Genomic DNA, 16,705 nt, shown 5'->3' with positions numbered 1-16,705 from the left:
TTTCCCAGTTTAAGCTTGGCTTCAAATTTAGCCCAACTATTTCAACAAACAGAATAGATTCCAAATCAGATACAGTTTCATTCAGTACCGATGGGGCTGGTTTACGCTTTGTGGCGGGTCCTATAGCCGATTTTCAGCTTACGGAGAATTATTTTGTAAGTACCGGATTGTTATTGGTTTCCAAAAGGGCGGGCCTTAAGGCCAGGCAGCCATCAGGTACAGAGGTTGAGGAGTATTCGCTGCAATACATTCAAATACCCGTTACGCTAAAGCTTTTTACCAACGAAGTGGCCCTGGATAAGAGAATATATTTCCAGATGGGGGCTACTATGGAGGTTAATGTAAAAGATGATCCGAAAAAGGACCGATACTATTATGTCGAGGACTTTAAACTTTTTGATTCGTCATTACTGATTGGCGTTGGCCTTGAATATAAAGTGGGAGTGAATACCATTGTATTTGGTGGCTTTTCTTACAGTCGGGGCTTGCTGAACACTGTAGGTGACCAGGTAAGGCTGGATGATGACATCACATTGAAGAATGATTACCTTGCCCTGGACCTGGGCATTAAATTTTGATGAAGAATAACAATTATTTAATCAGCCATCCGGATACCCTTTCTGGATGGCTTTTTTTATCTTCACCCGGTTAAGCAACACCAAAACTGCTATTGTTGAAAATATGACCTTGCAAAAAGTAGGCATCGCACAATATGCCGCTCATCACCTTGATCTTGAGAAGAGCCTGAAGCGCCTGGAGCAGATCGTGGATCAGGCCTCGGCAGAAAAAATCAGACTGCTTGTATTTGGAGAAACATGGCTGTCAGGTTATCCTGTCTGGCTTGACCATTGCCCTGAAATAGCCCAATGGGACAATGCAGCTACCAAAGAAGCTTACCTTAAGTTAAGGCAAAGCAGCATCGAAGTTCCCGGTAAAGAAACAGGAATAATCGCTGCTATGGCTCAAAAGCATGGAATGGCCATTGTAATTGGAGTCAATGAGATAATTAAAAAGGGCAGGGCCAGTGGTACGGTTTACAACACGTTGCTGACCTTTGATGAAAAAGGCAGGTTGGCCAATCATCATAGAAAACTTGTGCCGACATATACTGAGCGAATGATCTATGGCCCGGGTGACGGGCATGGGCTACAGGTAGCAGAGACATCTGTTGGTAAGGTGGGTGCTTTAGTGTGCTGGGAGCACTGGATGCCTCTGACACGCCAGGCATTGCATGATGAGGCTGAAGATATTCACATTGCAGCATGGCCTACTGTACATGATAAACACCTTATTGCCAGCAGACAGTATGCCTTTGAGGGCCGCTGCTTTGTGCTGGCTGCCGGTCAGATAATGAAGGCTTCAGAATTTCCTACGGAACTAACACTGCCCACGGAGCTGGCCAATGACCCGGATAAACTTGTGCTTAACGGAGGAAGCTGCATCATAGACCCACGTGGAGAGTATATAATACCTCCATTATACGATAAAGAAGGTCTGGTAGCGGCTGAAATAGATCTCTCCGACCGCATTAAGGAACAAATGACACTGGATGTGAGCGGCCATTATCAACGAATGGATGTTTTTGATTTTCAGGTTAACAAAGTAAGAAAGGTATGACGTTCACGCAAAAGTTATTTCGTCCGGTTGATAACAGTCCGCTTATCCTTTTCAGAATAGTTTTCGGACTATTGATTTTTTTAGAAGCCTGGGGAGCCATTCTTACCGGGTGGGTCCGCAGGGCTTTTATCGAACCACAATATACATTTCCTTTTATTGATTTTTCATGGCTACAGCCCTTGCCTGGCTATGGAATGTATATTCACTATATCATTATGGGTATAGCCGGTTTAATGGTCATGTTTGGGTTTTACTACCGGCTGGGCATTGGCATTTATACCATTATGTGGTCGGGCGTATATTTCATGCAAAAGACCAACTACAACAACCATTATTATCTTCTGGTATTGATGTGTATGTTGATGTGCCTTGTTCCAGCGCACCGCTATGCCTCAATAGATGCCAAGCGGCATCCGGAGAAAAAAAGCCTAACATGCCCACAGTGGTGTCTGTGGATATTTGCGATCCAAACCACTATAGTGTATATCTACGCGTCGGTGGCCAAGATGTACCCCGATTGGATAGCTGCCAAACCCATTAGCATTTGGTTTGACTATAAAAGCGATTATTTTCTCGTAGGTCCACTTCTGGCCAAGGAGTGGTTTCAACACTCCATAGCATACGGAGGTATACTGTTTGACCTTTTGATCGCTCCAGGGCTGATATGGAAGCGAACCAGAAAATATGCCTTTATCGCCTCCATATTTTTTCACCTGTTCAACTCAATTATTTTCCAGGTTGGCGTATTCCCGTATATGGGTATAGCCCTCGGTGTGTTTTTCTTTGAACCGGAAGTTATCAGGAGAATTTTCTTTAAAAGAAAACCCGTACCTGAATATCTCGATACCTATAAACCAAGAATTGCCTGGGTTTACATAGTGGGGTTATATTTTGTGATGCAAATCTTACTGCCATTGCGCCACTGGCTGTACCCTGGCAATGTACACTGGACAGAGGAGGGGCACAGGCTTTCCTGGCACATGATGCTCAGGGTTAAATCTGGTTATGTTTTTTTTAAAGTAGTAGATCCGAAAACCGGCCGGGAATGGAGAGTAAACCCGAATAAATACCTGACCTATAAGCAGTCTAAAGCTATAGCAAGCCGACCTGATATGTGCTGGCAATTTGTGCAGATATTAAAGGAAGATTATGCTGATAAAGGCTATCCGGAAGTAGCTATCTATGCAGTAGGCAAAGTAAGTTTGAATGGCAGGGAACAACAGCCGCTTTATGATGAAAGTATAGACCTGGCAAAAGTTGAGTGGAAACGGTTTAGGCATTCAGATTGGCTGCTCGACATGAAGTAAAGAGAATTACTTGGTTATAAAGAAAGAGGCCTGATCAAAACCGCAAGTTTTATTTTGATATCCCGGGTTTTGAAGAGGCCTCTTCTTGCGAAAAGTGTTACATTACAGGTTATTACCCATCAATTTCTTCGCCTTCTGCGCTGAACTTTTTCTTTTCAGTAACTCCCTGAGGGCTTGTGAAGTGAACTTCATAAACCGTTTTTCTTGATTTAGGGTCAGTTACCTTATATACTTTAGAAGCTTTCCAGTCAGCATAGTCAGAAGAAATTGCTTCAGAAACAGGTGAAGGAACTTCAGTCATTCTGATTTCAACTTTTTCATCCTGCTTTTGCTCCATTTTATCTTGCTGTTCTACTTGTGCTACGGCATTTGTGCTGAAAGCAGCAGTTCCAGCAATGATCATTGAAGCGGCTATAGTTCTAATTAAAGTTTTCATATTTGTTTACTATTTAATTGGTTGGTTAAAAATTTAACATTGTTTGAATAACCCTTCTTTCAGAACCGTGCCAGAGCTGCATACTAAACTTAATATTCTGATTTACAGCCAATTATAATTATTATATATAAAAACATTAATTTTAAAATTGTAGGATTTCCCTACAAGTCGTTGGGGTGTGAGGCGGAATATATCACATTATTCAACAGTATCTAAAGGCTGTAGCTTCAGCACCTCCTCAATGTATTTAAAAGTTTCCTGTCTTACTGACTCCAGGTCTTCTGAGGTAAGGTATGATCCTATTACGTGGTGATTGACATTTGGAAAAGCTATTTTTCTTTTTAGGGATTCAGGCGTCGCGAGTTGGTCATACATCTCCAGCATTGCCGGTACTGATACCGTATGATCCTGTGCGCTGTCATTTTTATAATAATATCCTAAAAATACCGGCTGCGTTACCGAGGCAAAAGTTTCTTCATTCATCGTCTCCTCAATAAGTTTTTCCAGGTGTGTAAGCGCTTCCAGCCGGTATCCATTGATCCAATACTGTTCTCTTTCAGGATCAATTTCCCAACGATTATAATCACTGCCTTTTACGAGCCTGGCCAGTTGCAATCCCCAGGGCTCGTCCAGCAGCCAGGAGTTAGGATCGTAGATTTTTATGTTTGGTGAGTAAAGCAGTAGCCCGGCAATGTCAGGATCACCCTCTGCAAGGTAAAGTGCAAAGGTGCCACCGGTGGAGGTAGCAAGTATAATTAGTTTCTCGCCAAGCTGTTTGCCAATGGCTATGGCTTCTTTTGCGGAATTCATAAGCTTTTCTGCGGTAAGGTCAATCATCGGTTCCTTATCGGCAACACCATGCCCGTAGAGCCGGGGCAGATACAAGTTGCAGCCATAGCGTTTTGCAATCTCCAAATGTAGTGGCGCACCTTCGCCCTGGCTGGCAGAAAAGCCGTGGAGGTATACGATGCTGTAAGGTGTTTTTTGATAGGCAGAGTCCGCCCAGATTATGCGGGATTGATTGTCCGGCTTTATGTTCGGAGTTTCTTCCTCATGTTTTTGTATTTGCTTTTCAAGACTGCGCAGGTCATTGGCAACTTCCGGCAACTCTTTATTAAATTGAGGAGACTCAACCTTTGGCCCCAGAAAGTATACTGCACATAATAACAAGACAATTACCAAAGACCACTTGATTGTTTTCATTTCAAAGCATTAATTGTAAATAAAAAGAAGCTTACGGGACTAACTTTCGCAAAAAGAGCCCTGTCCTACCCATATTGTTTTGATTTCAGGTTGAAGGATACCATTTTTTACTGCGGGATCAGACATTATCACCTCCGGCTCAACCTCTCCTTTCATGATCAGGATGCTCCCGTCATCATTGTCAAACACACCTTCAGAGATCACATTGCCGGTTTTAGTTATGTTGTTGAGATATTGGTCATGTTTGAGAAACCACTCAGGAGCTTGCTGTACGTTAAACTTAGTAATATGTGTTTGATACCTGATGAAGGTATAAAAGACCATTTTAACATCTTCATTCACCTTACAAACTCCACCTGAACGGGGAGTCCATGGAAGAATCTCTATTTTGTATCTGTTGGCTTTTATAGCCGGGTCAGTATATATCCACTCCCTGGCTTCTGTAATATCGTTGGTATTCAATATGAAAATACCTCCGCCTCCTTCAAACGGACCTGCAACAAGCAACTTGTCTTCTGCTGCAAGGCGCTGGATATTGGCCATGTGCCCCTTTTGTAAGCTGTCAACGGCTTGCTCGGATAGTACTTCCTTGTCAGGGTTGCTGTTCAGAAAAACGAACATATATTTTTTTTCCTGCGCATAGGATGTCAATGTAAAGCAGGCCAAAATAAGTAGCAATATCAATCTATTCATTATCAGGTTAATTATGTAGAAGAAACACCTCGCATATGGTAAAAGCTATACCTAATTTAGTTATTAAAACCGCGAACTTTTACAAACTAAAGGCAATTTTATTGCTTTTCACGCCATATTCCGGAAAAGGAACGAAAATTGATCGCTAAAGGTCACATCAACAGAATTATATCATGATCAAGACATTGGCTATCATACTTGTAATAGCAGGAATCATTGGCTTGGTATTAGGTGTTTTGGGTATTTTTGGGAGCAACCTTGTTGCACTCAGTCCCTGGGCACTCGCCATTTTGGGCCTCATCTTTTTTTCTTCCGGGATAGGCCTGTTAAAAAGGGAAAGCGGGGAAACCCAATAACATCAAAGTTCCAAAATTCTATCTATTAGCATGTTCACTTCCCGTTCGCTGTTATACACGTGCGGGGCCACCCTTACTGCGTCTCCCCGAACGGATACATGAATATTGTCACGGGCCATAAGCTCTTTTAACCTGTTGGTATCAAGTCCTTTTGCAGCCCGGATGCCGAATAGGTGTTGAGCCCTGTACTGATCATCCTCCACAGTATAAGCCGTTCCTTTCAGCCGGGCAAGTGCATCTCTGGTAATGTTATGGCAATAGTTTTGGATGTTTTCAGGGCCCCAGTCATTAATCTGCCGTAGTGCTTGCAGCATCATTGGCACCAGAATAAAATTGCTATGTTCCCCGACCTCGTACCTCAATGCTCCGGGTTGATAATCATCCTGATAATTTACCAGTCCTGCAAAATCTTCACTCTTTGCGCGGTTAATCCAGTTTTCTTCAAGAGGGTCGCCATTATCAAAGGCTTCTCCGTAATACGCCATGCCGATGGAGTAAGGTCCGAAGAGCCATTTATAGCCGGCGCAGATCAAAGCATCGGGCTGTATTTCTCCAATGTTAAAAGGAAGTGCCCCAACAGATTGAGTGCCATCGATGATCAGCAATGCCCCAACTTCACGGGTTTTTTTCCTTATAGCTTTCAAATCATATAAAGTGCCGTCCGCCCAGTGTACATGTGCCATAGCTACAAGTTTGGTGTTTTCGTCTATGGAAGCTATTATCTTCTCATTCCAGGCTTGGCCTCTTCCTTCTGCAAGTTTTGGGGCATGTATGGTTCGTAATTCTGCCCCTGCTTTGTCCGTAAGACTTTTCCATGGATAATAGTTACTTGGAAACTGTTCCCCCATCACTATGATGTTCTGATTCTTTTCTAACTGCACATTTTTGGCTACTGTGGAAGTTCCGTAAGAAACGGAGGGGATAATTACAATACGGTTATATTCGGTTGTACCTATAAGTTTTCCAAATTCTTTTCGGAGTAATTCGGTGTCTTTAAAAAAGTCAGATGGAGATATGGATGTAGGGTCGCTCTTCCCGCGGACGCCTTTGATGCCTGCTTCCTCCACACTCTTCAATAGAGGCGACATGTATGCGCAGTTTAGGTAAATATGATCTTTTGGAAGAGAAAACAGCTCAGATTGGTTTTTTAGCATAGTGTAACAATTATTCGTTCGTATCTTCTAAAATAAAGGAAACGTAAGAATAATTAGCAGGGTTGAAAAAGTATCTATTTCAGGTTCAGGGAATCACGAAGATATTTGTCCGATACACTGTTTTTTGACCAATAGTCGATGTGCAAAGTTTTGTCAAGTGTGGCGGAAGTGGTTAGCTCCTTTCCCCCTATTCCGTTGTAAGTTTCTTCCCAGGACTGTATCTGGTAAGGAAAGACCTTATCAAAAGTAATAGACAAACTTCTCTCAGGATATTTAACCTGATAGGTAATTTGTCCGCCTTCTTCATTTAATGTAGCTGTTGCCAGCACGGGTTTAAGGTTTTTGTGCATCAGGCGTGTGTGGAAAAGTCCGGGGATGATCTTTATTTCACCAACCGGCAGTGCTTTGTAATTTAAGCGTATCTGGTTCCACAGCTCATCCTCAAGCAGGGCCGCTTCTATTGACAAATCCTGATCACCTTCTTTTTCAAAATATGAAAATGACTTAAGGGAATACTTTCTGCGGTCCAGGTTCATTTGACTATACACCTGCCCACACCACTCCTGACTGGACATAGTCACCTTGAGTGTTTTGGAGTGGTTGTAGCTGTCAACAGGCGTAAAGGAAGACAGCATCATAGAATAAGGATAAATACCAGTAGTGAACTTTTTGGTGAAATTCAGCTTCATCACCGTTATCTTGTCATCCCTCGCCTGTTCAGGGTTATCCAGCTTTACCTGCTTGGATTTGGAGAATGGTTCGGTTACAAAAATCAGTACGGCCTTTCCGTCATGAATTTCACCATACCTCGATTGTTTTAAGTTGTATGCGGCTACTTCCGCCTTTCCAGAATACCAGTATGCATTGAATTCTTCGTTTTTATAGGGCTTATCCTGTTCTTTTGCAGATGGAGGATTTCCGGCTTCCTGGCTGCAGCTAAGCCCTGAGGAGAGCAGTGTAAGGACAAAAATATGAAGTATGGATTTCATCATTGCACTGATTTATTGTAGTTTTTTCAGGATAGAAGCTTGATTCTGTAGCCCTTTTAAAGGTCATCAAAAAATAAGTTTACCAACGTCGTATCCTTTACATTTTTATAAATTTCTATATTTACCGTTTCTAATAAAAACATATGCCCCAACAAATAACAAAAAAAGAAAAAGGTTCAATGAGGTTTATTTACCTGGCCGTGTTGGTAGTTTCCTTTCTTGCTGCCTATGTCTATACCTTCGACTCAAAACTTGCTATGCTGGGTGATAATGCCAGTTATTATATATTAGGCAAAGCCCTGTCAGAAGGTGAGGGTTATACCGATATCAATAGAATTGACCATAAGTCAAACAATCATTATCCTCCTGGCTATCCGGCTATTATTAGTGTAGTGTTATTATTTGGAAAAAGTATAATTTCCGTTAAAATACTGAACGGTATATTTCTTATAACGGGTCTTTGGCTTCTTTTTGAATTGGTAAATAAGATTACCGAAAATGAGCCCTTTGCGTTTGTGGTAGCCTTCCTGGCACTTATAAACTCCCATATGCTATGGTATTCTTCTATTATGATGTCGGAGATACCTTTCTTTTGTTTCAGTATCCTATCGATCTGGGCTTTTGTGAAGGCCGATCATGAAAAACTGTCATGGAAAGATCCTTATCTGATCATCAGTATTATAGCTATGATAATCTCTTATTATATTCGGTCACTGGGAGTTGCCCTGCTGGGTGGTTATGTATTATATTTTATTTTGCAAAAGAGGTGGAAACCTGGGCTGGCATTTTTTATAGCTTTTGTGGCAGGAGCTTTACCGTGGTTCATCCGGAGTCAAAAACTTGGCGGAGGCTCATATATGAAACACCTGGCTATGATCAACCCCTATCAACCTGAATTGGGAGCGGCTGACTTTGGTGATTTCGTAGACCGGTTTATTAACAATTTCTCCCGGTATATAACCTTTGAAATTCCTAGTGCAATATTCCCCGTAAAACAACCTGAATATGGCACAGCCTATAGTGCCGGAGACTGGCTTTTGGGCTTATTTATAGTCATTCTGTTTTTCTATGGTATTTTTTCACTTCCGAAATACCGTTGGCTGATCATAGGCTATATATTAGGGACACTTGCCATATTAATGATATGGCCTGATGTGTGGATTGGGGTACGGTTTATTGTGCCTGTGGTGCCGGTTTTTATACTTGGCTTTCTGTATGGGTTGTATAATGGGGTTTTGCAATTAAGGAAGCTGCTTTCATTCAATAAAGCTGTGTCTCCTTACTGGCTTTTGCTTTTAGCGGTGTTGTATGTAAAGCCTGTAAATGCTATTCATGATCAGGCGAAGATTCCATATAGCCCGGGCTGGCGCAATTATTTTGAGATAGCAAAGTGGGTGGATCGAAACCTTGAAGAAGATGTAGTGGTGAGCTGTGGTAAGCCCTCTCTGTTCTATCTCTATGCCGATACCTATACCCGAAGATATAAATTTGCCCAGGATCCTAAAGAATTAATAGAGGACCTGGAGAAGCATAAGATTGATTATGTTGTGATAGACCAGGTTTATGGCAATACTCTTCGATATTTGCTCCCGGCGGTTCGGCAATACCCCGAACGGTTTGAACAGGTGTACCATTTGAGAAACCCCGACACCTTCCTTCTTAAATTTAAAAGATAGATGACCATAACGAAATTATCTGTAATTATTCCGGTCTATAACGAAGGCAGGACTATACATAAAATACTCAACAAAGTAAAAGCCGTAAGCCTCATCAATGACATTAAGAAAGAGGTTGTAATCGTTAATGATGCCTCTACGGATGACAGTGAAGCAAAGATACAAGAGTATATGAATGCTAACCCTGAGCTCAACATTCAGTATTATGCTCAGGAAAAAAATATGGGAAAAGGTGCTGCACTTCACCGGGGAATAAAGGAGGCTACCGGGGAATACCTCATTATACAGGATGCCGACTTGGAATATGATCCTGATGAATATAACTTTTTGCTCAAGCCCGTTGTTAATGGTGTTGCTGATGTCGTTTATGGCAGTCGGTTCCTTGGAGGAAATCCACATAGGATCTTATTCTTTTGGCATTCTATTGGTAATAAAATCTTAACATTTCTCTCCAATATGTTTACTAACTTGAACCTGACTGATATGGAGACCTGCTATAAGCTGATCAATACAAAAACAGCCCAGGGTCTTAACTTGAAAGAAAGAAGGTTTGGTTTTGAACCGGAAGTTACTGCAAAGCTCTCAAAAGTGAAGGGCATACGAATATACGAAGTGGGTATTTCTTACTATGGACGTACCTATGCAGAGGGCAAAAAAATCAATTGGAAGGATGGATTTAGAGCAATTTATTGTATATTCAGATACAACCTTTTTTAAGGGCGATGAGTGGTTACTTCTTTATAATAAGTGTTATAAATATCACACATTAGAGCGTTAGGATGATAGAAGCGAAAATATACCGGGGCATTGAATATGTTCGGATAAGTGAGTTGCCGGAAGACCAAAAAGCGTCCATTAAAAACTGGTTGAATATGGATGTAATTATTAAAATACAGACAGAGACGGTATTAATGTCTGACTGCATTCTTTTTAAAGACTATGAATTCTGGTTTAAAAAGATATTTACTAACGCCGTTGCTGCGGAAGAGACCAGTCCGGTAAAGTCAGAGTTCAAAACAAAGAAGAAACCTGTAGGCGGGCTGGCATTTGACTAGCCCCAAATACCTTCTGGTACAAACTCCAGCACATTGCCTTCCGGATCATTGAAGTAGAAAGACTCCTGGCCGCTTTTCCATACCAGTTTGTCAATTATCTCTATTCCCATTGCTTCGATTTTTCTTTTTACGGTGTCATAATCTTCCTTGCTTACTTCAAAAGCATAATGTTGGTTACCTTCGGCATAATGCGGTGGTGGTGAATCTTTATGCCTGCTGTCATCCGGGTTGAAGCAAAGCAAAACAGAAGAGCCTGCCCTGAAGAAAATGTGTTTTCCTTCGTCATAATGTATTATTTCCAGGCCCAATTTGTTGTGGTAAAAATCTCTTGCAGCTTCCAGGTCCTTGATGTAAAGACATGTTTCCTTAATTTTAATGATTTCCTTCATAAACAACAGTTAAACATTTGTAGGTAATTTTCATTATAACATCGGAGCGTAGTTGTAAGTTAATTTTAACTTCTTTTCTTTTGGATACAAAGTACTATACAACCATTTTTCTAAAACTAGCTGAAATTAACAAGATGAAGGGCTTCCCTTTAAAGCTATTATTCTAACTTTGCGCACAATTAACTCGATATTAAATATATAGTGAAAATTGACGGCCTGCTGGTAAAGTTTCTTATTTGGCGTGTAAAGCATGTCAGCAATAAGAACTTTGTTCTTTTTTTGGCAGGTATCATTGGTTTGATAGCCGGAAGTGCGGCTGTAACCCTGAAAGAGAGCGTTCACTTCATTCAAAATCAGCTTATCAGCGAATTTGCCATAGAGAATGGCAACTATTATTATCTAGGTTTTCCTTTAATTGGTATTTTGATTACCGTGGCAATTTCAAGATTCCTGCTCCGTGAAAATCTTGGCCATGGCATAACACAAATACTTTACGATATCGCGAAAAATTCTGCGCTGATCAAAAGATCCAAAATGTTTTCGCGAATGGTCACTAGTGCGATCACAGTTGGCTTTGGAGGCTCAGTTGGGTTGGAGGCACCCATTGTGGTTACCGGTTCAGCAATAGGTTCTAACGTAGGGAGAGCCATGCACTTAAACTATAAGAAGCGGACCATTTTGATCGGGTGCGGAGCCGCAGGCGCAATTTCTGCAATATTCAACTCGCCTATTGCCGGAGTTATATTTAGTATGGAAGTTATTTTGGCTGATGTAACTATTGCCATGTTTATTCCCCTGCTTATTGCCTCAGTTACAGGAGCTTTGGTTTCCCTGAGCCTTTTAGGCGATGATGTCCTGTTTTCATTTAAACTGGTGGATAGCTTTACAGCTTCTGACACCCCTTACTACATCCTGCTGGGTATCTTTTGTGGGTTGGTTTCTGTGTACTTTACCAGAATGACCTATAAAGTGGAAGGGCTTATTGCCAAAGTTCAGAACAGGTTTGGAAGGGCTCTGGTTGGCGGTATATTGCTCGGCTTTGTTATCTTCCTTTTCCCTCCTATGTATGGTGAGGGCTACAACACCATAAAGCTGTTGCTGGCTAACAGAGAGCTTGAAATTTTGAATACCAGTCCTTTTTTTGCTGAAATTGATAATGTCTATATAGTATTTGGTTTCATTTTCGGCGTGATACTTATGAAGCCGATTGCATCCGCTCTAACCATAGGCTCAGGAGGCAGTGGAGGAATATTTGCTCCTTCATTGTTCCTTGGAGGAGTAACCGGTTTTATGTTTGCTACGGTGCTCAATGTTGTAACCTGGGGAGACGCAGATGTAAGTACCAGTAACTTTACCCTTGTGGGCATGTGCGGCGTAATGAGCGGGGTGCTTTATGCTCCCCTTACAGCTATATTCCTCATTGCTGAGATTACCAGTGGTTATGAACTCTTTGTTCCGTTAATGCTGGTGTCTGCCATTTCCTTCAGTACCTCATCATTTTTTGAAAAGCACTCACTTTATACAAAACACCTTATTGAGCGCGGTGACCTGATCCAGTATGATAAGGACAGACAGGTGCTGAGCCAGATTGAGCTACTCAAGATCATAGAAAAAGATCTTTACACCATTCAACCCGAAGCTACCCTTGAGCAGCTTGTAAACCTGGTGAAAATTTCAAAACGTAATATTTTTCCTGTGGTAAATGAGAAACAGGAGCTTGTTGGTGTTGTTACCCTTGACGACATCAGAAACATTATGTTTGATAAAGAGCGGCAGAAGGGTACACTGGTGAAAAACTACATGCACAGCCCACCGGCTTTTATATCTTCTCATGAAAATATGCAATCCGTAATGAGTAAGTTTGAGATCTCTGGAGCCTGGAATTTGCCAGTCATTGATCATGGGAAGTATGTTGGGTTTTTATCCAAATCCAGAATTTTCAACACCTATAGAAAGAAGCTGATCCGCCATAACAGGGACTAACGGCATGCCTGTTACCTTACATTTTTTTTCACCGGAATATAAAATTTTGATTTTCATGAATTAAGCCTTGTATAATTCATGTAATTGGTTAATTTCGCATCCCCCGCTTTGTAACGTCGAAGTTGTCCACAAAGCTTACATTAAAATTTATGCCCATAACACTATGATTTGCAGCGATTTATGCGCTCTCTGTGACGTGCTGTGGATAACTTTGTGATTTTGTGGATAAGTTTTTATTGATTTTGTAGATTCTTTATTTTGTTAAATCCTGAGTCGTAATTTGAAGTAAAAGCTCGTAACAATCTTTAAATTTTTCCGCTAAACATACATGGATATTGCAGAATAATCGAGAACTTTTTCTTAACCTCAGTCAGTCATTCCTGCCTAGTAATCCACATCTGATTCAACTCTCCTTATGTTAATGTATCTTTAACGCAATATTAATGCAATGTAAAATGCGGATTGTTTAACCTTACGTACTCAAAAGTTAAAATCTTGAAATAGTGCAAATTTATATCAAGCTAAATTTCTGAAGGATCACTAACATTTTGAATATGTGTTTACAGTCATATGTTTAATAATCGCTGTCAAAATGGGATACCAAGCAATAAGCTTGGCGGGGTATTATGGGAGGCGCACGTCATTTGATGGTTGCGGTAGTTGTTAAGAGCAGTTAAATTTCTAAATTGTAGCCCATACAAATCGAACCGCTCACGGTAACCGGCAACCGGAATATCAGAAATCACGTATTCTATTTCATCTTCGGTTGTTTGTGAAGTCGGGAAAATAAACTGGTTCTTAATTATGAATAAAAAAAATCTTCTACTCCTTTTATTGTTTTTTACTGGAGTTCCTGCTTTTGCTCAGAAAGCAGAGGTTGTAAAATTTGAAAAGCTCGATGCCATCATAAATCAGGAAAGTGAAAAGGTTACAGTTATAAACTTTTGGGCTACATGGTGTGGGCCTTGTGTTAAAGAGTTGCCCTATTTTAAGGAAGTTGCGGCTCAAAATCCTGATGTGAATGTATATTTGGTGAGCCTCGATTTTGTGGAAAAACTGGATCGTGTGAATACCTTTATAGAAAAGAAGGGTCTTCAATCCCAGGTGCTGCTTTTGGATGAAATGGATTATAATTCATGGATAGACAAAGTAGATGAAAGTTGGTCTGGAGCCATTCCGGCCACATTGTTAATCAATTCAGCTACCGGTGAAAGAAAATTTGTTGAAAAAGAGCTTGAGGAAGGTGAACTTGAGAAGCTTATTGCAGAATTGTCAAACTAAACCATTTATACCATGCTAAAGTTGAAATTGCTTTCGTTATTACTATTTGTGGTGTTTTTTGCGGGCACCAAGGTAAATTCAGGTTATCAGGTCGGAGACACGGTTAAAGACTTTGAGCTGAAAAATGTTGATGGGGAGATGCTTGCTTTATCAGATTTTGAGGACGAAAAAGGGGTAATCCTGATCTTTGATTGTAATACATGCCCATATTCACAGGCTTACCTTGATCGCATCAAGGGATTACACGCTAACTTCAAACCCAAAGGGTATCCTGTGATAGCGATTAACCCCAACGACCCGGGACGATCTCCGGGAGATTCTTTTGATAAAATGGTAGCCTATGCAAAAGAAAACGGGTATAAGCATGATTACCTTCAAGACGAGGGTCAATCTGTGGCCAGGGCCTTTGGCGCCAGTAACACTCCTCACGTATTTGTTTTGAAAAATGAGGAAGGTGAATTCAAAGTTGCTTATATCGGAGCTATAGACAATAATACCAAAGATGCAGCCGCGGCAGATAAAAAATATGTAGAAGATGCTGTAAATGCACTTTTGGAAGGAAAAACACCTACAACCAACAAAACAAAAGCTATTGGTTGTACTATCAAATGGAAAGAAGCATAACTGATATAATAATCTTCAAAGAAGGTCCGCTAAATAAACAAAACCGTTTACATTTGGCGGACCTGTTTTGTTAACCCCTAATAACAATTTAAATGGCTAAACCCGATTTATTATCTATTCCTCCGTTTTACAGGAAGTACGTAGAAGGTGTTGAGGAAGAGGAGTTGATTCCTGCTCTGATTAACAGTGGCAATATTACCATAGACTTGATCAAATCTATCCCTGAAGCCTCCGGCAACTATCGTTATGCAGAAGGAAAGTGGAGTATAAAAGAAGTTCTTGTACATATGATAGACGCCGAACGTATTTTCGCATACCGTGCCTTGCGCTTTGGGAGGAATGATAAAACAGAACTTCCCGGGTTTGAAGAAAATGACTATGCCGTTGCTTCGAATGCAGGCGAACGTAAGCTTTATAAAATACTGGAAGAATATAACAACGTACGTGCAGCTACAATCGACCTTTTTAGTAGCTTTAATGAAGAGGCTTTGGCCAGAACTGGCTTTGCCAATGGCTCAGAGATGTCAGTTTATGCAATAGGATTTGTAGTAGCCGGGCATGAAACCCACCACAGAAATGTATTAAACGAGCGCTATTTTTCTAAGTAGCCGCCGTTTCGTAATTTGCCCCTATGAAATTCAACTTCATTCTGGTAGTCATTGTATTCATGGCTGCCTGTTCCTGTTCATCTATAAAAGGAAGAAAGCAGATCATAAGCTCTGTAGAGGCCTTTGATGCCAAATATCAGCACCATTCGGGTTTGGTAGTTTATGATATTGAAATGGGTCAGTATGTTTTGGACTATCACGGCGATAAATATTTTACCCCGGCTTCCAACACTAAGATCCTTACTCTTTTTGCTTCCTTAAAAGCTTTGGGAGACTCCATTCCGGGCCTATACTATGTGGAAAGCGGAGATTCCCTGATTTTTTGGGGTACGGGAGACCCGTCGCTTCTCAACCAGGCTTTGCCCGAGAGCCGCGTGTTTGAGTTTTTGAATAATACTGAAAAGCAACTATACTTTTCTTCATCTAATTTTTATGATGACCACTTTGGTCCCGGCTGGGCGTGGGATGACTATCTCTACACCTTTTCTGCTGAAAAGTCACCATTGCCTGTGTATAGCAATATGTTTACTGTCAGCAAATCCAAGAGAGATAACTACCTTAAACTCGAGCAACCTTTCTTCAAACAATTTTTCTGGCTTGGGGATACTGTGGAGACAGAAAATGTACTTGTGAGGGATATCGGCTCAAACAATACATTTTACTTTCCTTCTTCTGTAGCAAAGGGCTTTAAGGAGCAAATACCTTTTCACTATAGTGATTATCTTTTGACCTCCGCTTTGGCCGATACTTTACATAAAACAATAAGTTTAGTAAGCTACCACCTGCCTGATGACTATAAAACTCTCTACAGCGTACCTGCAGATTCGGCATACAAGGTGATGATGCAGGAAAGCGATAATTTTATTGCAGAGCAACTGATGTTGGTTTGTGCAGGTCTGCTTACGGACTCTCTGGAAACTGAGAAGGCCATAGCCTACTCCATTAATCATTATTTACAGGGAATACCCGATGAACCTGTCTGGATTGATGGTTCAGGCTTATCGAGATACAACCTTTTCACCCCACGGTCTATGGTTTGGGTGTGGAATGAAATGTATAAAAGTATTCCTGCCGACCGGCTTTTTGGCTTGCTTTCTGTTGGAGGACAATCCGGCACACTCAAGAAATACTATAAAAATGATACACCATATATTTTTGGCAAAACGGGGACGTTAAGTAATAACCACAATATCAGCGGCTTTTTGCGCACAAAGAAAGGCAAGCTTTATATTTTTGCCTTTATGAATAACAATTACCCTACTAAAGCTGCTGTTGTTAAAAAAGAAATGGAGCAGATCTTGCAGAAGATCTACCTGAACAATTAATATTTCAAT

General features: G+C 41.0%; 18 protein-coding genes. 12 read left to right on the top strand and 6 right to left on the bottom strand.

What is annotated here, in order from left to right; translation table 11 throughout:
- The 3 genes from E1163_RS27970 to E1163_RS27960 form a co-directional block, all read left to right on the top strand.
- Nucleotides 1–578 (top strand): porin family protein (locus E1163_RS27970; RefSeq protein ID WP_155176681.1); only part of this gene is annotated, 578 nt, incomplete at its 5' end.
- 46 nt (nucleotides 579–624) lie between these two features.
- The gene (locus E1163_RS27965) at nucleotides 625–1,617 is read left to right on the top strand and encodes a carbon-nitrogen hydrolase family protein (protein WP_246223958.1); all 993 of its coding nucleotides are present in this window, start codon (nucleotides 625–627) and stop codon (nucleotides 1,615–1,617) included.
- Nucleotides 1,614–2,924: an HTTM domain-containing protein gene (locus tag E1163_RS27960; protein WP_155176679.1), complete on the top strand. Its 1,311-nt coding sequence runs from the start codon at nucleotides 1,614–1,616 to the stop codon at nucleotides 2,922–2,924. The genes E1163_RS27965 and E1163_RS27960 overlap by 4 nt, the downstream gene beginning before the upstream one ends.
- A 112-nt stretch (nucleotides 2,925–3,036) precedes the next feature.
- Here the strand turns inward: E1163_RS27960 and E1163_RS27955 are convergent, their stop codons facing one another.
- The 3 genes from E1163_RS27955 to E1163_RS27945 form a co-directional block, all read right to left on the bottom strand.
- The gene (locus E1163_RS27955) at nucleotides 3,037–3,360 is read right to left on the bottom strand and encodes a hypothetical protein (RefSeq protein ID WP_155176677.1); all 324 of its coding nucleotides are present in this window, start codon (nucleotides 3,358–3,360) and stop codon (nucleotides 3,037–3,039) included.
- Between the two features lie 198 nt (nucleotides 3,361–3,558).
- Nucleotides 3,559–4,563, bottom strand: a complete 1,005-nt coding sequence (locus E1163_RS27950) for an alpha/beta hydrolase (RefSeq protein WP_155176675.1) — start codon at nucleotides 4,561–4,563, stop codon at nucleotides 3,559–3,561.
- A gap of 39 nt (nucleotides 4,564–4,602) precedes the next feature.
- Nucleotides 4,603–5,256 (bottom strand): YciI family protein, encoded by a 654-nt coding sequence (locus E1163_RS27945; RefSeq protein WP_155176673.1) that lies wholly within the window; start codon nucleotides 5,254–5,256, stop codon nucleotides 4,603–4,605.
- Nucleotides 5,257–5,429: 173 nt separating this feature from the next.
- On the opposite strand from E1163_RS27945, the gene E1163_RS27940 reads away from it, so the two are divergent.
- Nucleotides 5,430–5,612 (top strand): hypothetical protein, encoded by a 183-nt coding sequence (locus E1163_RS27940; RefSeq protein ID WP_155176672.1) that lies wholly within the window; start codon nucleotides 5,430–5,432, stop codon nucleotides 5,610–5,612.
- A 2-nt stretch (nucleotides 5,613–5,614) separates the two neighbouring features.
- Here E1163_RS27940 and E1163_RS27935 read toward each other — a convergent pair whose 3' ends face one another.
- Both E1163_RS27935 and E1163_RS27930 read right to left on the bottom strand, forming a co-directional pair.
- Entirely contained in the window at nucleotides 5,615–6,700 is a 1,086-nt protein-coding gene (locus E1163_RS27935; RefSeq protein ID WP_246223956.1) for an aminotransferase class V-fold PLP-dependent enzyme, read from the bottom strand.
- Between the two features lie 140 nt (nucleotides 6,701–6,840).
- Nucleotides 6,841–7,758, bottom strand: coding sequence for a hypothetical protein (locus tag E1163_RS27930; RefSeq protein ID WP_246223949.1), 918 nt, complete (start codon nucleotides 7,756–7,758; stop codon nucleotides 6,841–6,843).
- A 176-nt stretch (nucleotides 7,759–7,934) separates the two neighbouring features.
- On the opposite strand from E1163_RS27930, the gene E1163_RS27925 reads away from it, so the two are divergent.
- From E1163_RS27925 to E1163_RS27915, 3 genes are all read left to right on the top strand, one after another.
- Nucleotides 7,935–9,431 carry an ArnT family glycosyltransferase gene (locus E1163_RS27925; protein ID WP_185156236.1) on the top strand — a complete coding sequence of 499 codons (1,497 nt, stop codon included), beginning with the start codon at nucleotides 7,935–7,937 and terminating at the stop codon, nucleotides 9,429–9,431.
- Nucleotides 9,432–10,148 (top strand): glycosyltransferase family 2 protein, encoded by a 717-nt coding sequence (locus E1163_RS27920; RefSeq protein WP_155176666.1) that lies wholly within the window; start codon nucleotides 9,432–9,434, stop codon nucleotides 10,146–10,148.
- Nucleotides 10,149–10,210: 62 nt separating this feature from the next.
- Nucleotides 10,211–10,486 (top strand): hypothetical protein, encoded by a 276-nt coding sequence (locus tag E1163_RS27915; protein ID WP_155176664.1) that lies wholly within the window; start codon nucleotides 10,211–10,213, stop codon nucleotides 10,484–10,486.
- Here the strand turns inward: E1163_RS27915 and E1163_RS27910 are convergent.
- Nucleotides 10,483–10,875 carry a VOC family protein gene (locus E1163_RS27910; protein ID WP_155176662.1) on the bottom strand — a complete coding sequence of 131 codons (393 nt, stop codon included), beginning with the start codon at nucleotides 10,873–10,875 and terminating at the stop codon, nucleotides 10,483–10,485. The two genes, E1163_RS27915 and E1163_RS27910, sit on opposite strands and share 4 nt — an antisense overlap.
- 201 nt (nucleotides 10,876–11,076) lie before the next feature.
- Between E1163_RS27910 and E1163_RS27905 the strand changes: the two genes are divergently transcribed.
- The 5 genes from E1163_RS27905 (at nucleotide 11,077) to E1163_RS27885 (ending at nucleotide 16,696) form a co-directional block, all read left to right on the top strand.
- Nucleotides 11,077–12,858: a chloride channel protein gene (locus tag E1163_RS27905; RefSeq protein ID WP_343033990.1), complete on the top strand. Its 1,782-nt coding sequence runs from the start codon at nucleotides 11,077–11,079 to the stop codon at nucleotides 12,856–12,858.
- Between the two features lie 804 nt (nucleotides 12,859–13,662).
- Complete coding sequence (locus E1163_RS27900) at nucleotides 13,663–14,139, top strand: TlpA family protein disulfide reductase (protein ID WP_155176660.1); 477 nt, start codon at nucleotides 13,663–13,665, stop codon at nucleotides 14,137–14,139.
- A gap of 12 nt (nucleotides 14,140–14,151) precedes the next feature.
- Complete coding sequence (locus tag E1163_RS27895; RefSeq protein ID WP_155176658.1) at nucleotides 14,152–14,763, top strand: thioredoxin family protein; 612 nt, start codon at nucleotides 14,152–14,154, stop codon at nucleotides 14,761–14,763.
- 92 nt (nucleotides 14,764–14,855) lie between these two features.
- Nucleotides 14,856–15,371: a DinB family protein gene (locus E1163_RS27890; protein WP_155176656.1), complete on the top strand. Its 516-nt coding sequence runs from the start codon at nucleotides 14,856–14,858 to the stop codon at nucleotides 15,369–15,371.
- 23 nt (nucleotides 15,372–15,394) lie between these two features.
- On the top strand, nucleotides 15,395–16,696 hold the full coding sequence (locus tag E1163_RS27885) for a D-alanyl-D-alanine carboxypeptidase/D-alanyl-D-alanine-endopeptidase (protein ID WP_155176654.1): 1,302 nt from the start codon (nucleotides 15,395–15,397) through the stop codon (nucleotides 16,694–16,696).
- Nucleotides 16,697–16,705: the final 9 nt, after the last annotated feature.

This window comes from Fulvivirga kasyanovii (assembly GCF_009711405.1).
Lineage (GTDB): Bacteria > Bacteroidota > Bacteroidia > Cytophagales > Cyclobacteriaceae > Fulvivirga > Fulvivirga kasyanovii.
This window is presented reverse-complemented; position numbering and strand designations above follow the sequence as displayed.

Excerpts from the sequence above, each read along its gene's own strand:
- E1163_RS27965 (WP_246223958.1), top strand. The coding sequence starts at position 625 with ATGGCTTTTTTTATCTTCACCCGGTTAAGCAACACCAAAACTGCTATT.
- E1163_RS27960 (WP_155176679.1), top strand. The coding sequence starts at position 1,614 with ATGACGTTCACGCAAAAGTTATTTCGTCCGGTTGATAACAGTCCGCTT.
- E1163_RS27955 (WP_155176677.1), bottom strand. The coding sequence starts at position 3,360 with ATGAAAACTTTAATTAGAACTATAGCCGCTTCAATGATCATTGCTGGA.
- E1163_RS27950 (WP_155176675.1), bottom strand. The coding sequence starts at position 4,563 with ATGAAAACAATCAAGTGGTCTTTGGTAATTGTCTTGTTATTATGTGCA.
- E1163_RS27945 (WP_155176673.1), bottom strand. The coding sequence starts at position 5,256 with ATGAATAGATTGATATTGCTACTTATTTTGGCCTGCTTTACATTGACA.
- E1163_RS27940 (WP_155176672.1), top strand. The coding sequence starts at position 5,430 with ATGATCAAGACATTGGCTATCATACTTGTAATAGCAGGAATCATTGGC.
- E1163_RS27935 (WP_246223956.1), bottom strand. The coding sequence starts at position 6,700 with ATGTCGCCTCTATTGAAGAGTGTGGAGGAAGCAGGCATCAAAGGCGTC.
- E1163_RS27930 (WP_246223949.1), bottom strand. The coding sequence starts at position 7,758 with ATGATGAAATCCATACTTCATATTTTTGTCCTTACACTGCTCTCCTCA.
- E1163_RS27925 (WP_185156236.1), top strand. The coding sequence starts at position 7,935 with ATGAGGTTTATTTACCTGGCCGTGTTGGTAGTTTCCTTTCTTGCTGCC.
- E1163_RS27920 (WP_155176666.1), top strand. The coding sequence starts at position 9,432 with ATGACCATAACGAAATTATCTGTAATTATTCCGGTCTATAACGAAGGC.
- E1163_RS27915 (WP_155176664.1), top strand. The coding sequence starts at position 10,211 with ATGATAGAAGCGAAAATATACCGGGGCATTGAATATGTTCGGATAAGT.
- E1163_RS27910 (WP_155176662.1), bottom strand. The coding sequence starts at position 10,875 with ATGAAGGAAATCATTAAAATTAAGGAAACATGTCTTTACATCAAGGAC.
- E1163_RS27900 (WP_155176660.1), top strand. The coding sequence starts at position 13,663 with ATGAATAAAAAAAATCTTCTACTCCTTTTATTGTTTTTTACTGGAGTT.
- E1163_RS27895 (WP_155176658.1), top strand. The coding sequence starts at position 14,152 with ATGCTAAAGTTGAAATTGCTTTCGTTATTACTATTTGTGGTGTTTTTT.
- E1163_RS27890 (WP_155176656.1), top strand. The coding sequence starts at position 14,856 with ATGGCTAAACCCGATTTATTATCTATTCCTCCGTTTTACAGGAAGTAC.
- E1163_RS27885 (WP_155176654.1), top strand. The coding sequence starts at position 15,395 with ATGAAATTCAACTTCATTCTGGTAGTCATTGTATTCATGGCTGCCTGT.